Annotated in this window: 10 protein-coding genes; 7 read left to right on the top strand and 3 right to left on the bottom strand. The window is 52.7% G+C overall.

The window, feature by feature from the left end:
- The first annotated feature begins 239 nt into the window (after positions 1-239).
- On the top strand, positions 240-3,056 hold the full coding sequence (gene uvrA, locus ACI3UA_RS04690) for an excinuclease ABC subunit UvrA (protein ID WP_439723672.1): 2,817 nt from the start codon (positions 240-242) through the stop codon (positions 3,054-3,056).
- A 129-nt stretch (positions 3,057-3,185) separates the two neighbouring features.
- On the top strand, positions 3,186-4,658 hold the full coding sequence (uvrC, locus tag ACI3UA_RS04685) for an excinuclease ABC subunit UvrC (protein WP_439723671.1): 1,473 nt from the start codon (positions 3,186-3,188) through the stop codon (positions 4,656-4,658).
- A gap of 109 nt (positions 4,659-4,767) precedes the next feature.
- Here the strand turns inward: uvrC and ACI3UA_RS04680 are convergent, their stop codons facing one another.
- Entirely contained in the window at positions 4,768-6,399 is a 1,632-nt protein-coding gene (locus tag ACI3UA_RS04680; protein ID WP_439723670.1) for an L-lactate permease, read from the bottom strand.
- Between the two features lie 143 nt (positions 6,400-6,542).
- Positions 6,543-7,244: a FadR/GntR family transcriptional regulator gene (locus ACI3UA_RS04675; protein WP_439723669.1), complete on the bottom strand. Its 702-nt coding sequence runs from the start codon at positions 7,242-7,244 to the stop codon at positions 6,543-6,545.
- A 399-nt stretch (positions 7,245-7,643) separates the two neighbouring features.
- Between ACI3UA_RS04675 and ACI3UA_RS04670 the strand changes: the two genes are divergently transcribed.
- The 5 genes from ACI3UA_RS04670 (at position 7,644) to ACI3UA_RS04650 (ending at position 14,048) form a co-directional block, all read left to right on the top strand.
- Complete coding sequence (locus ACI3UA_RS04670) at positions 7,644-8,267, top strand: LutC/YkgG family protein (RefSeq protein ID WP_439723668.1); 624 nt, start codon at positions 7,644-7,646, stop codon at positions 8,265-8,267.
- A 2-nt stretch (positions 8,268-8,269) separates the two neighbouring features.
- Complete coding sequence (gene ldhH, locus ACI3UA_RS04665) at positions 8,270-10,438, top strand: L-lactate dehydrogenase (quinone) large subunit LdhH (protein WP_439723667.1); 2,169 nt, start codon at positions 8,270-8,272, stop codon at positions 10,436-10,438.
- Positions 10,439-10,605: 167 nt separating this feature from the next.
- Positions 10,606-11,397, top strand: a complete 792-nt coding sequence (locus tag ACI3UA_RS04660) for an electron transfer flavoprotein subunit beta/FixA family protein (protein ID WP_439723666.1) — start codon at positions 10,606-10,608, stop codon at positions 11,395-11,397.
- 54 nt (positions 11,398-11,451) lie between these two features.
- Positions 11,452-12,648 (top strand): electron transfer flavoprotein subunit alpha/FixB family protein, encoded by a 1,197-nt coding sequence (locus ACI3UA_RS04655; RefSeq protein WP_439723665.1) that lies wholly within the window; start codon positions 11,452-11,454, stop codon positions 12,646-12,648.
- Positions 12,645-14,048 carry an FAD-binding oxidoreductase gene (locus ACI3UA_RS04650; protein WP_439723664.1) on the top strand — a complete coding sequence of 468 codons (1,404 nt, stop codon included), beginning with the start codon at positions 12,645-12,647 and terminating at the stop codon, positions 14,046-14,048. Before ACI3UA_RS04655 ends, ACI3UA_RS04650 begins: the two co-directional genes overlap by 4 nt.
- A gap of 239 nt (positions 14,049-14,287) precedes the next feature.
- Here the strand turns inward: ACI3UA_RS04650 and ACI3UA_RS04645 are convergent.
- On the bottom strand, positions 14,288-15,062 hold a 775-nt coding region (locus ACI3UA_RS04645), incomplete at its 5' end, for an Rpn family recombination-promoting nuclease/putative transposase (RefSeq protein WP_439723663.1).

The raw sequence follows: 15,062 nt of genomic DNA, 5'->3' as shown, positions 1-15,062 counted from the left end.
CTGCAAATTTATGAAAACTAGAGAACCGCCGTGTACCGAACGGTACGCACGGTGGTGTGAGAGGTCGGGAGATTCTATAGAATTTCCCTCCTACTCGATTGCGTTTTTATACGGGGCGGATTTTTATATAAAAACACTTGCGCTGTATGTATGTTTGGTGATAAAATATCACCAGAAGCGGCCATATGGTAAAAATCACGGGGCTGTGCTGAATAGATGTATATGGATGAGGGCGTCACATGGATAAGTATATAAGAATTCGCGGTGCAAGACAACACAATTTGAAGAATATCAATCTGGACATACCCAGGGACAAGCTGGTGGTGATTACGGGCTTGAGCGGCTCCGGCAAATCATCGCTGGCCTTTGATACGATTTATGCAGAGGGACAGAGACGCTATATGGAGTCCCTGTCCTCGTATGCAAGGCAGTTCCTGGGGCAGATGGACAAGCCGGATGTGGACTATATAGAGGGCCTTTCACCGGCGATTTCCATCGACCAGAAGACCACCAGCCGCAACCCTCGTTCAACAGTGGGCACCGTAACTGAGATTTATGACTATCTCCGCCTGCTGTTTGCCCGTGTGGGGCATCCCCACTGCCCGAAGTGCGGCAAGCCGGTCAATCAGCAGTCTATTGACCAGATGCTGGACCAGCTGCTGCAGCTGCCGGAAAGGACGAAGCTCTTGGTGATGGCGCAGGCTGTCCGCGGCAAAAAGGGTGAGCATAAAAAGCTTTTGGAGCACATTCGCAAGGAGGGGTATACCCGCCTGCGGGTTGATGGCGAGATGCGGGATGCCGGTGAGGAAATCCTGCTGGAGAAGAATAAAAAGCACACCATCGAGGTTATCGTGGACAGGGTGATTATCCGTGAGGAAATCCGTGCCAGGCTGGCGGAATCCATGGAAACGGCCCTGAATATGGGGCAGGGGGTAGCCTATGTCCAGATAGTGGACGGTGAGCTCATGATGTTCAGCCAGAATTTTGCCTGCGAGGACTGCGGCATCAGCCTGCCGGAGATTACGCCGCGGATGTTTTCCTTTAACAGTCCTTTCGGGGCCTGTCCTGTATGCAGCGGGCTGGGCAGTCAGATGAAGCTGGATATGGAGCTGGTTCTGCCGGACAAGTCCCTGAGCATAGCCCAGGGCGCGGTTGCGCCCCTGTCCAGCAACACGAAGTCCTATTCCATGTGCCAGATGCGGGCGGTGCTGGAAAAGCACGGATACAGTCTGGATACGCCGTGGCAGGAGCTGTCTGACAAGGTACAGGAACTGCTGCTGTACGGCACCGGTGAAGAACGATATGATTTCGGCTATGAGAATATGTTTGGCATCTACAAGATTCACAACGGCCCCTTTGAGGGAATCATGCCCCTGTTAGAGCGGCGCTACAAGGAATCTGATTCGGATATGATGCGGGAGGAATACGAAAACTACATGAGCATCAGCCTTTGTCCGGAATGCCAGGGGGCGAGGCTGAAGCCGGAGGTGCTGGCTGTCACCATAGGCGGCAGGAACATCCGGCAGGTCACTGATATGACCGTGCGGGATTGCCGCGATTTTTTCCAGCAGGCAGATATGTCCGACAGGGAGAGAACCATAGGCAGGCAGGTCCTGAAGGAAATCAATGCAAGGCTGGGCTTTCTTGTGACGGTAGGCCTGGAGTACCTTACCCTGTCCAGGGCGGCAGGCACCTTGTCCGGCGGCGAGGCCCAGCGCATCAGGCTGGCTACCCAGATCGGCTCCGGCCTTGTGGGTGTGCTGTACATCCTTGATGAGCCCAGCATCGGACTGCATCAGCGGGACAACAACAAGCTGCTGGAAGCACTGCAGAATCTGAGGAACATGGGCAATACCCTGCTGGTGGTGGAGCATGATGAGGACACCATGCGGGCGGCGGATCATATTGTGGATATCGGGCCGGGAGCCGGTGCAGAGGGCGGCTATGTGGTGGCGCAGGGCACGGCGGAGGAAATCATGCAGGTGCCGGAATCCATAACAGGGCAGTATCTCAGCCAGCGGATGGCTATCCCCGTGCCGGAGGTGAGGCGCGGCGGCAACGGCAGATTTCTGGAAGTCATCGGTGCGTCAGAAAACAATCTGAAGGATGTGCACCTGAAACTGCCGCTGGGAGTATTTACGGTGATTACAGGGGTATCAGGCTCCGGCAAAAGCACGCTGATTAACGAGATTCTCTACAAGGCCGTGGCGTCGAAGCTGTACCGCGCCAAGGGGCGTCCCGGCAGGTTCAAAAAGCTGGCGGGCATAGAGAATGTGGACAAGGTAATAAATATCGACCAGTCGCCGATTGGCCGCACGCCGCGTTCCAACCCTGCCACCTATACAGGGATATTTGATTTGATACGCACCCTGTTCAGCCAATGCTCCGAGGCTAAGATGCGCGGCTACAAGCCGGGGCGTTTCAGCTTCAACGTGCGTGGCGGACGCTGTGAGACCTGCAAGGGGGACGGCATTATCAAGATAGAAATGCACTTTTTATCGGATGTATACGTACCCTGCGAGGTGTGCGGCGGTGCCAGGTACAACCGCGAAACCCTTGAGGTGAAATACAAGGGGAAGTCCATTGCTGATGTATTGAACATGACCATAGAGGAAGCGGTGGAATTCTTTAAAAATGTGCCGAGAATTGCCAGCAAGCTGCAGGTTCTGCAGGATGTGGGGCTGGGATATGTCAAGCTGGGACAGCCGGCTACCACCCTGTCAGGCGGCGAGGCACAGCGCGTCAAGCTGGCGACGGAGCTTTCGCGCCGTTCCACGGGCAAGACCCTGTATATTCTGGATGAGCCAACTACCGGCCTGCACATGGCAGATGTTCACAAGCTGCTGGGGATTCTGCAGCGTCTGGTGGATGGCGGTGATTCTGTAGCTGTAATAGAACACAATCTGGATGTGATAAAAAGCGCAGATTACATCATCGACCTGGGGCCGGAGGGCGGCGATAAGGGCGGCACGATTGTTGCCCAGGGCACGCCGGAGGAAATTGTGCAGGTGCCGGCTTCCTATACAGGCAAATTCCTCAAGCCTCTGCTGGCATAGGCTTTTGGCACAGCGCGGGACGTGCCGTTTTCTGCATGTCTGCAGGAAGCGGCCGCAGGGAAGAATAATAGGGAATATGAACCTGATGTGCATGGAGTATGTGGATGCGCAGGGCAAAGGAGGATTAGCGTGAATGACAATATAGCAGAAAAACTGACACTGCTCCCCAACAGCCCCGGTGTATACATCATGAAGGATGCCGCCGGCACCATCATCTATGTTGGCAAGGCCGTTGTGCTGAAAAACCGCGTCAGCCAGTATTTTCAGCAGAATCGCGGCCATTCAGCCAAGGTAAAGGCCATGGTGGCGCGGATAGCCGATTTTGACATCATTATGACCGGCACCGAGGTTGAGGCGCTGATTTTAGAGTGCAAGCTGATAAAAAAATATCGTCCCAAATACAACATCAGCCTGAAGGATGACAAGATGTATCCATACCTCAAGGTGACTACCAGGGAGGATTTTCCGCGGGTATTTATCACCAGAAGGTTTGTCAGGGATGGTTCACGGTATTTTGGCCCCTATACGGATGTCGGTGCGCTGAAGGACTGCCTCAAGCTGTTAAAGAGGATGTTCCCCCTGCGTTCCTGCCGCAATATCCGGCAGGGGCAATCCTGTCTGGAATATCACATCAGGCGGTGCCTTGCGCCCTGTATTGGCAGGGTAAGCCGTGAGGAGTACAGGAGCATGATACGGAGGGTGTGCCTGTTTCTGGACGGCAGGACAAAGCAGGTGGAGGTGGAGCTGAAAGCCCAGATGGAAAAAGCGGCAGAGGCGCTGGAGTTTGAGCTGGCGGCAAGGCTCAGGGATCAGCTTTTGGCGGTGCAGAAGCTGTCAGAGATGCAGAAGCTGGTGTCGAAGCCCCGTGAGGATGAGCTTGCCATACAGGAAAGGGTACATGCCCAGACCATCGGGGCGGTGGAGGAGCTGGGAGAATACCTGGGGCTGGCGGTGCCGCCCTATCGCATGGAGTGCTTTGATATTTCCCATAATCAGGGCTCGGAAACAGTGGCCTCCATGGTGGTTTTTGAGGGTGGCACGGCGAAAAAATCGGACTACCGCCGCTTTAAAATCAGGAGCGCCGAGGGCAAGCCGGATGATTTCAAGTCCATGCGGGAGGTTACCATGCGGCGGTACGGAGCGTCTGAGGCGGAGCTGCCGGATTTGATTGTCATTGACGGTGGCAAGGGGCAGCTCAGCTCGGCATTGGAAATCATCCGCGGGGCAGGCCATCTGGATGTGCCGGTGGTGGGGCTTGCCAAGCGGGAGGAAGAGGTATTCTGCGAAGGCTGTACGGAGCCGGTGATTCTCCCCCGCGACAGCCAGGCCTTGTTCCTCATTCAGCGCATCCGCGATGAGGCACACCGCTTTGCCATTACCTATCACAGAAAGCTCCGGGGCAGGCGCAATCTGGCTTCCATCCTTGACCATATTGAGGGCATCGGGCCCAAGAGGCGGCAGCTTTTGTATGAGCATTATGGCAGCATAGACAGGATAAAGGAAGCCCCGGCAGAGGAAATGGCCTCCCTTGACGGTATGAACAGGCCGTCAGCGGAAGCGGTCTACAACTTTTTCAGGGCACAAGAAAAGCTCACAAACTAGCAAATAAGTGCTGGCTTGTGAGCTTTTTTGCTGCCTGCGGCAAGGATGGCTTGCGCACATCCTCTGCCACAGGGATTTCACATCAGTATGAAACTATGCCGATATTGCTTCAGCCTGCTATGCCAAGGTTCATCAGCAGTACCATTACGCCAATGACAATCAGGTAGTATACAAACCAAGGGCCTACCGTGGTTTTCAGTATCTTGCCCTCGGCACCTACAATACCGGTGGTAGCGCAGACTGCTACGATGTTGTTGATGCAGACCATGTTGCCGATAGCGCCGCCCTGATTCTGGAGGGCAACGATGACAATGTGAGGAATGCTCAGGATGTCTGCGGTAGCGAACTGCAGCGGTGCAAACATGATGTTGGATACGGTGTTGGAACCGAACATGAAGGCACCGACAGAACCGATAACAGGAGCAATGTAGAAGTAGTTGGCACCGGCCAGGTCAGCCATGCCCTTTGCCATAGCCACCAGCATGGAATCATAGCCGCAGGCATTGGCGTTGGAATAGCGGAACAGGTAAACCATTGCAAAGCCGAAGAGCAATGCGATGGTGGCGCCTACCAGCTGCTTGTAGGATCTGTGCAGCACGTTCTTTATCTGGGCACCGCTGAGGCCATACATGCCAAAGCCGATGAATACAACCAGAATGAATGGGAACAGGCCAGGGTTGTTCAGCCACTTGAGCGTGAAGCTGGCACCATCAACGCCCATGATGCTGGTCAGGGAAATAGGGAAGGAGCCCATGAGAGGCTTGATGCCGAACTGCGGTACACGGGTCACTACCAGCCACAGGGTAACAAGCAGGTAAGGGGTCCAGGCCTTCAAAAGCGACATGGAATGCTGCACATCCTGCTTCTTGGCATCCTTCTTGATTTCGGTGCCAGGGAAGCGCCAAACCTCCTTCGGCATCAGGAAACCGGCCTTGGCGGCCCCGATGGTAGCAAAGATGGTTACGGCAGCGGCTACCAGTGAGGTGAGCTCAGCGCCCATAATCTTGGCAACCGGAATGGAAACACAGCTGAACACGATAGAGGTGAACAGGCAGAACGGAACCACCGGGAACACATCGGAGAAAGACTTGTTCTTGCCAAACTTCATGCAGACAACGCCGATTACCAGCCAGATGATGACAAGGGAACCGATGCACATGCCGATGGTAGAGATAAAGGACAAGTCCTGCTTGAAGGCACCCAGGTCGGTAACGCCGATGGCCGGCAGCACGTCCTTGATGATTTCAGCGGCGGAGTTGGTCGGAGTACCGGCTGCACCAAAAGGCACAGGGGTGGAGTTAAACATGAGGCAGGCCAGCGCAGCAGCCATCGGAGGTGCGCCCAGGCCGATAACCAGCGGTGCGCAGATGGCTGCCGGTGTACCAAAGCCGGCAGCACCCTCGATGAAGGCTGCAAAGGCAAAGCCTACGATAATCAGCTGGATGCGGGCATCTTCGGTGATGCCGTTGAACATGGCCTCGATGCGGCGCATGGCGCCTGCTTCGTTCAGCATGTTCATCAGGAGGATAGCACCAAAGATGATCAGCAGGGTATCAATGGAACCGAGAAAGCCGGTAATGGTGTAGGCGGCTACATGGGTAACGTCCATGCCCCAGTAGCCCAGGCCGATAATGGCGCAGGCAGCCCACGCCATAGGCAGAGCCTTTTTCGCCGGAACATTGAGCCCTACTGTGAGGATAATAGTGAGAATAATAGGAATTGCAGCAATTATAGCTAACACAACATTCATCTCCTAGCATTTCATTCAAAAGTAAAATCTCTCATCTTTAGGGACAGTCCTTCGTGAGATTAAAAAAATAAAAAATTCGTTACTTAAACATCCTATAATCTTTCAGCGCATAGGAACACCTTCGGCAAAGCCCGTCAGGACTGCTTATCCTTGGAATACTTGTCAAGCATGAAGTCCTTCAGCAGGCACAGGTGCATGCTCATGTACATGCTGGCCGCCGCCGCATCCCCGTTGTTGATAGCATTCAGTATCTTTCTGTGGTAGAAAAGAGTATTGCTCTCCTTCTGCACATTCAGGGTAAGCTCGATGTTCTTATATATGGAAGAAAACAGGATATGGGTAAGATTGCCAATGACGCGGTTGCCACTGGCTTCGGCAATCAGCTGATGGAAGCGTCCATCGTCCTCGGCATAGGAGGAATTATCCGCAATATGCCGGGCAAGGGTCTTTGTCAGCTCATGCAGCTGCTGCTTCTGTGCCGGTGTAGCGTTGAGAGCTGCCATACCGGCAATAGTAGGTTCCAGCATCAGCCGCACATCCAGCATGTCCAGCGCCAGGGCATCATCGTCATAGATGAAGGTAAGTCCCAGCGGATCATCAGGTATGCCCATATTTTCCGCAATGAAGGTTCCCGATCCCTGCCGGGCTTCCAGAATATTCCGGGCAATGAGCACCTTGAAGGCATCCCGCAGCGTACCGCGGCTGACATTCAGCTCTGCGGTAAACTCCGCTTCGGTTGGCAGCTGCTGACCAGGCTGCATTTTGTTTTCAGTAATATAGTCGATAATCTTTTCTGTTGTCTGCTCGACTAATGTTTTTCCTTTTATCAACGCCATAACAAAAACCCCTTTATAACATTGCACATCTGTACAGAAATGAGTGAACAAATTTATCAAACAATTATGTCACCCACAATATCTTTGGCACTACTTACTATTCGACAAAACAATTAAAAATCCTGCTTGGAGTTGAAAAATTTTTAGGATTTTTTTTCGCGATTGAAAAAACAAGACAAAAGTCGGTGTGTAAAAGGATTATTTGGATTTATTGTTGACAAAGTTCGTATTGTATGGTTTAATGGAGGTGTTAAAAATTCATTGTACAAATTACAGATTGTATCTTTGGCGGGATAGGAATTTGTGAGAGTATTTTATAACCAATGTAATTATGTTGTACGATTTATGACTATTAAATCAAAGGTGTATGAGAATGTTTAGGTAAAAGGAGAGTTATTTATGGAAAAGGTATGCCGTGATTGGGCAAAGCAGGCCTTTGGGGAGGGCCTTGTGAAAGCTGAGTACTGGAATGACTTTGAGACCAATGCAAAGGCTGCGGCCGCAGAGGTCTACCGGGTAAAGGACTTTGCCGAGGGCGAGGCAAAGCTCAAGGAGCTGTTGAAGGAGTATGCTGAGCGTACCACCGGCGGTATCATGGCTGTTGGCGGTGATGAGAATCCTGCCCTGAAGGGGATTTATGACAGGATTGCCGAGGGCGGTACGGCTGTTTATACGGACAAGTTCGATATCTATGAGCATCGCGCTACTGCTGATATCGGCATTTCCACTGCTGAGTTCTGCGTGGCGGAAACCGGCAGCCTGTGCGTGGACAACTATTCCTATGAGGCTCGTGTTGCCACTATGCTACCTTATGTAAACATCGTTTTTGTAAATGCGAATTACGTTGTAGAGAATGTAAGCGTTGCTTGCAAGATTATCGGTCATGTTTTTGATAAAGGCTACCTTGGCTTTGTTACAGGCCCTAGCCGCACCGCAGATATCGAGCGCGTGCTGAGCCTGGGCGTGCATGGGCCAAACAAGCTCCTGATTATTGCAGTAGAAAATTTTGAGGAGGGTAACTAATCATGGCAGAGCGTAATCTGAAACAGGAAATACAGGCAAAACTCAAGGACGACATCATGCAGGGCGCTCTGTCCAAGTTTGCAGAGCAGTACCCTGGCTCCCGTCTGAACGCTTACAAGGGACAGGATATCGAGGGGCTCCGCGAGGATCTCCGTTCCATGAAGCATGAGGCAGTACAGCACATCAACCAGCTGGCTGACCAATTCGAGGCAAGCCTCAAAAAGAGGGGCGCCCAGGTATTCCGCGCCAAGGACGGCGATGCGGTAAAGGAATACCTCATTAAGATTTGCAAGGAGAACAACGTAAAGCGCGTTGTAAAGTCCAAGTCTATGGCATCGGAGGAAATCCACCTCAACGAGTGCTTTGGCGAGCATGATATCCGCGTCAAGGAAACTGACCTGGGCGAGTGGATGATTGCCATCAAGGGGCAGAAGCCGTCCCACATGGTTATGCCGGCCATCCATCTGAACCGCTATCAGTGCGCGGAGATGTTCGAGCAGGAGCTGCACATTGACGTGCCGGGGGAGGACATCCCGAACATGATTCAGCTGGCGCGCAAGAATCTCCGTCAGGAGTTCCTGCAGGCTGACATGGGCATCACCGGTGCCAACTTCGGTATTGCCGAGAACGGCGCCATCGGTCTTGTTACCAACGAGGGCAACGCCCGCCTGGTAACTACCCTGCCGAGAATTCACGTAGTGCTCATCGGCTATGAGAAGCTGATTCCGACCACCGAGGATGCGGCCAAGATTCTCCGCCTGCTGCCGCGCAATGGTACCTGCCAGCGCATGACCAGCTACATGACTATGGTTGACGGCCCTACCAAGGTTATCTACAAGAATGACCAGGGCAAGGTGGTGGAGGAAGACCGCAAGCAGTATGTTATTATTCTGGACAATGGCCGCCTTGAGGCTGCCAAGGACCCTGTGTTCCAGCAGGCCTATCAGTGCGTGCGCTGCGCATCCTGCCTGAATGTATGCCCTATCTGGACGCTGGTAGGCGGGCACGTATACGGCCACATCTATTCCGGCGGTATCGGCGCAATCCTCACCGGCCTCTTTAACGGTGTAGAGACCTTTGCCCAGTTCAGTGACCTGTGCATTGGCTGCCGCAAGTGTACTACTGTATGTCCGGGCAAGATTCCAATCCCTGATATCATTGACGAGCTGCGCAGCCGCTATGTGCAGAAGCATGGTGCGCCGGGCATGGACAAGACCATGTTCAACATGGTGCTGAACGACCGCGGCCTGTTCCACAGACTGCTTTTGAAGGCCGGTGCTATCGGTCAGGCTCCGTTCAAGAAGGGCAAGTTCATCCGTCATCTGCCTCTCTTCATGGAGGAAATGACCAAGGGCAGAAGCCTGCCGACCATTGCCAGCGAGCCGTTCCGTGACAGGGTTGAGCGCCTGATGAAGAAGAATCCGTCCAAGCCGAAGAAGAAGGTTGCTTACTTCAGCGGCTGCAACATGGACTTCGTGTTTGCTGATACCAGTGAGAATGTGGTGCGGGTTCTCCAGAGCCTGGGCATGGAGGTTGTGTACCCTATGGAGCAGGCCTGCTGTGGCAAGCCGATTCTGGGTATCGGTGATAGGGAGGCAGGCAAGGAAACTGCCAAGAAGAATATCGCCGCCTTTGAAAAGACCGGCGCAGATGTGATTCTGTCCGCCTGCCCTACCTGTACGGAAACCCTTGAGGAAACCTACATGAAGCTCTTTGAGAACGATCCGGAGTGGAAGGCAAGGGCAAAGGCCTTCTGCAGCAAGGTATGCGAGTTCTCCAGGTTCGTGGCTCAGGAATATGAAAAGACCGGCCGTCTGGTTCATGCCAAGGGCGGCGAGAAGGTTACCTACCATGATTCCTGCCACATGAAGCGCGGCCTGGGCATCTTCGAGGAGCCGAGGGCGCTGATCGATGCAACGCCTGGCGTTGAGCTGGTGGAGATGCACAACTGCGACAAGTGCTGCGGCATGGCTGGTTCCTTTGGTATGAAGTATCAGGAGGTTTCCATCCCGATGCTGAATGAAAAGGTAAAGAATATCAAGGACACCGGGGCAACCACTGCTGTTGTGGCATGTCCTGCCTGCATGATGCAGATTGGCGGTGGCCTGGACAAGGCCGAGACCGGTATTCAGACCAAGCATATTGCTGATTTGCTGGCCGAAAAGCTGTAATTTTTTTGCAGGATTAAAAGGTTAATGATGTACCGTCGGCTGCATATATGCTATAATTATGTTATCATTTAATATAGTTATACTGTGCTGAGGGGAAAGTGCAGCTGACGGTATTAAGTAGAAGAAGTGTTTTTTTAGAAGAGCGATGCTATTGGGGGAAATTCGATATGGAAATTTTGGTTTGTATTAAGCAGGTTCCAGGCTCCAATAAGGTAGAGGTTGACCCTGTTACCGGCGTGCTGAAGCGCAATGGCGCAGACAGCAAGATGAACCCTTACGACTTGTATGCCCTGGAGTGCGGCATGAAGCTGAAGGAGCAGTACGGCGGCCGAGTGAGTGTAATTACCATGGGACCGCCACCAGCTTCTGCGATTATCCGTGAGGCTTTTGCCATGGGCGCCGATGAGGGCGCACTGCTCTCCGACAGGGCATTTGGCGGCGCTGATGTATTGGCTACCAGCTACACGCTGGCACAGGGCATCAAGAAGATGGGCAATTTTGACATCATCATCTGCGGCCTGCAGACCACCGACGGCGATACGGCCCAGGTAGGTCCGGAGGTTTCCGAGGCTCTGGATATTCCTTGCGTGTGCAACGTGGCCAAAATTGACAAGGTTGAGGATGGTGCGGTTTACGTTGATATGGAGATGGCTCACGAGTTTGAGCAGCTGAAGGTTCAGTTCCCTTGCCTTATCACCGTAAAGAAGGACATTCTTCAGCCGCGTCTCCCGTCCTACAAGCTGCAGAAGGCAACCGAGAAGCGCGAGATTGCCGTATACGGCCTGAAGGATATGGACGATCAGGACAAGGATCATTATGGACTTTCTGGTTCAGCAACCCAGGTACAGCGCATATTCCCGCCGGTTTCCGACAAGGAACAGGAAACCTGGACCGGGACTGGTGCCGAGCTGGCTGACAAGCTGCACAGCAAGCTGAAGCAGCTGAAATTTATTTCCTGATTTGGCAGGAAAAGTGTGTATTAGAATTTCGACCAGAAAAGGAGATAATGCGAAATGGGAAAACTGATAGTTCATCAGGATAAAGTAACAGATATCGCTGCCATGGTGGCCCTCTGCCCATTCAAGGCTCTGGAGGACAACAATGGCAAGCTGGAAATCAATGCCGCCTGCAAGCTGTGCAAACTGTGCGTAAAGAAGGGCCAGCCGGGCGCCATGGAATTTGTTGAGGAAGAAGTTGGCCCGAAGGTGGACAAGAGCCTCTGGAAGGGCATTACCGTATATGTGGACCATGTGGAGGGTGAAATTCATCCTGTTACACTGGAGCTTCTTGGCAAGGCACGGGAGCTGGCTGACAAGATTAACCATCCTGTACAGGCACTGTTCCTGGGCAGCAACATCGGTGACAAGGCACAGGAGCTTTTGCACTACGGCGTAGACAAGGTTTATGTTGTGGATGCCCCTGAGTTGAAGGATTTCAAGATTGAGAGCTATACCGCTGCCTTTGAGCAGTATATCAACGAGGTGAAGCCTTCCTCTATTCTGGTAGGCGCGACCCCTGTAGGCCGTCAGCTGGCACCGAGAATTGCCGCCCGCTTCAAGACCGGCCTCACCGCGGACTGCACCATTCTTGAGATGCATGACAACACTGACCTGGTACAGATTCGTCCGGCCTTCGGCGGCAACATCATGGCGGAGATTCTCACCACTAACACCCGTCCGCAGCTGGCAACTGTGCGCTATAAGATTATGAATGCACCTGAGCGTTCTGCCGAGCCGCAGGGCGAAATCGTAAATATGGAGGTTCCTGCTGACAAGCTGAAGGCTCGCATGGAGGTACTCGGCATCGTCAAGAAGGAGAAGGTAAAGACCATCGAGAGCGCCGATGTGCTGGTCGTAGCAGGCCGCGGCGTGAAGAAGGTGGAGGATCTGGATATGATTCGTCAGCTGGCGGATGCCCTGGGCGGCGATATCGCCTGCACCAGACCTCTGGCAGAGGCAGGCTGGCTGGATGCCAACCGCCAGATTGGCTTGTCCGGCCGTACCGTACGTCCGAAGCTGATTATTACCTGCGGTGTGCATGGTGCAATCCAGTTCGTAGCAGGTATGAATAACTCCGAGCAGGTGGTAGCTATCAACTCCGACCCGGAGGCTCCTATCTTCAAGGTAGCGAACTACGCCCTGGTTGGCGATATTTATGAGATCGTACCGCAGCTGATTGAGAAGATTAAGCAGGGAGGGGCTTTGGCATGAGCGAGTACAAGAAACTTACTGAGCAGGATTTAGCTGAAGTTGCAAAGATTGTGCCTCGTGAGCGCATTCTTTGGGCAGATGAGATAAATGAGGAATACAGCCATGATGAGCTGACTGCAACCCCGTCCTATCCGGACCTGGTTGTACGCGCTACATCTGCTGAGGAAATTTCCGGCGTGTTGAAGTATGCCAACAAGGAGCATATAGCTGTTACCCCGCGTGGTGCAGGTACCGGCCTGGTAGGCGCATCCGTTGCTGTGGAGCATGGCATCATGATTGATACCACGCTCATGAACCACTTCCTGGAGCTGGATGAGGAAAACCTCACCCTGACTTTGGAGCCGGGCGTGCTGCTGATGGAGATTTACCAGTATGTTGAGCCGAAGGGCTTGTTCTATCCGCCTGATCCGGGCGAGAAGACCGCTACCATCGGCGGCAACATCAGCACCAACGCAGGCGGCATGCGCGCCGTGAAGTATGGTGTAACCCGTGATTTCGTGCGCGGTCTGGAGATTGTCCTGGCTGACGGCACTATCATGGAAGTAGGCGGCAAGGTTGTAAAGAACAGCTCCGGCTACGATTTGAAGGATATGATTATCGGTTCCGAGGGTACCCTGGCATTTGTTACCAAGGCTATCCTGAAGCTGCTGCCTCTGCCTCAGAAGGCTGTCAGCCTGCTGGTACCGTTCCCTACTCTGGCGCAGGCCATCCGCACTGTGCCACTCATTGTAAAGTCCAAGGCTACTCCGACCGCTATCGAGTTCATGGAGCGCGAGGTTATCATGGACGCAGAGAAATTCCTGGGCAGGAGCTTCCCGGACAATCAGGCAGATGCCTATCTGCTGCTGAAGTTCGATGGCAACAACGCCGAGGATATTGCCAAGGACTATGATGCAGTTGCCCAGCTCTGTCTTGAGCAGGGGGCCATCGATGTATTGATTGCCGATACCGATGAGCGTGCCGATGCCATCTGGAAGACCAGAGGCTCCTTCCTGCAGGCTATCAGCGGCTCCACTACCATGATGGACGAGGTAGACGTTGTTGTGCCTCGCAGCAAGGTAAACGAGTTCGTAGAGTATGTACATGCTTTGCAGGATGAGATGAAGGTACGCATCAAGAGCTTCGGCCATGCCGGTGACGGCAACCTCCATGTTTACATCCTTCGTGATGATCTGGATGAGGAAGCATGGGAGAAGGTGCTCAACGCTACCATGGAGAAGATGTATGCCAAGGCACGTACCATGGATGGCAAGGTATCCGGCGAGCATGGCATTGGCTTTGCCAAGAAGCCGTACCTGAAGGAAGACCTTGCTCCGGCCGCTGTTGAAATCATGCGCGGCATCAAGAGAGCCTTTGACCCTAACAACATTTTGAATCCTCGTAAGGTTTGCTTTGATTGATCCCTAACCGATTAAAGCTTTCCTATAACTCCCTATAAATCCCTAACAAACGGAAAAGCCTCTGCGCTACGGCGCAGGGGCTTTTCTAATGGACTTATAAAAATAGTTTCTGGTCATAGGGATTATATTTATTCGTGACGATTTGGTTTCTATCGGATGTCCTTGCTCCTGTGGGAAATGGTACAAAAAACAGCCGCAGGATGCGGCTGTTGAGCAGTCATAAAATTTATTTATGTTGGTTACGGCTTGGAGATGGCGGTTAATTCTTCTGTGGAATAAAGTCCGGAGGACTTTAAGGCATCCATGGAAATGAGCCCTTTTGCAAGCAATTCGCGCAAGCTGGCAATTTTTCCGCGAGCTTCGCCCGCCTCCAGCAGTGCTTCGCGTTCCTCTTTTTCATTCCATTCAAACCCAAACATATCGATAACCTCGCTTTCGTTGCGTTTCAAATAGTCGGACATTATGTTGTGCCTGCGGCAGAAATCTATAGCCTTCTGTGTGGCCGCGGGGATACTCATTTTTTGACGTCTGTATTTCTTGAACTGGCCGGAGAAAATGCTGTATTCCCACAGGGGACGGCACTGACGCTTCAGGTTTCGGCTCATGCCGATGTTGAGATTGTGGCAATGGACAACAAGCTCTAAATCATTGCCGGGCTGGATAAAGGCGTCACTCAGCCTGAGCCGCTCATAGTCAAAGTCCTTCTGCTCACCGTCGTAAAATACATGGAATTCAGGTGCAGGCAGCCTGATGAGTGTTCTTTCGTAAATCTTTCTGTAGAGAGGATGTATAAATCTTCTGTACAGCTCATTCACGTAATTCAATAGCCGGAGAGGCATGTTCCTGTTTATCGTAGACTGGTGCTCTATCAGTATCAGACAGGTATCATTAAAATGCATGGAGATATCGTTCTTGATGCTGCTGAAAAAGCTGCCGTCCAGCGTATTGAGCCTGATTATCTCCGGGCTTTTGTAGCTGGTGCCCTTCAGGGCGTTGGCCAGTGATAACAGCCTG

Source organism: Anaerovibrio sp. (assembly GCF_051866355.1).
Lineage (GTDB): Bacteria > Bacillota > Negativicutes > Selenomonadales > Selenomonadaceae > Anaerovibrio.
This window is presented reverse-complemented; position numbering and strand designations above follow the sequence as displayed.

Bases quoted from the DNA above. Each gene is read 5' to 3' on its own strand.
- ACI3UA_RS04675 (WP_439723669.1), bottom strand. From the start codon at position 7,244: ATGGCGTTGATAAAAGGAAAAACATTAGTCGAGCAGACAACAGAAAAG.
- ACI3UA_RS04660 (WP_439723666.1), top strand. From the start codon at position 10,606: ATGGAAATTTTGGTTTGTATTAAGCAGGTTCCAGGCTCCAATAAGGTA.
- ACI3UA_RS04670 (WP_439723668.1), top strand. From the start codon at position 7,644: ATGGAAAAGGTATGCCGTGATTGGGCAAAGCAGGCCTTTGGGGAGGGC.
- ldhH (WP_439723667.1), top strand. From the start codon at position 8,270: ATGGCAGAGCGTAATCTGAAACAGGAAATACAGGCAAAACTCAAGGAC.
- uvrA (WP_439723672.1), top strand. From the start codon at position 240: ATGGATAAGTATATAAGAATTCGCGGTGCAAGACAACACAATTTGAAG.
- ACI3UA_RS04650 (WP_439723664.1), top strand. From the start codon at position 12,645: ATGAGCGAGTACAAGAAACTTACTGAGCAGGATTTAGCTGAAGTTGCA.
- ACI3UA_RS04655 (WP_439723665.1), top strand. From the start codon at position 11,452: ATGGGAAAACTGATAGTTCATCAGGATAAAGTAACAGATATCGCTGCC.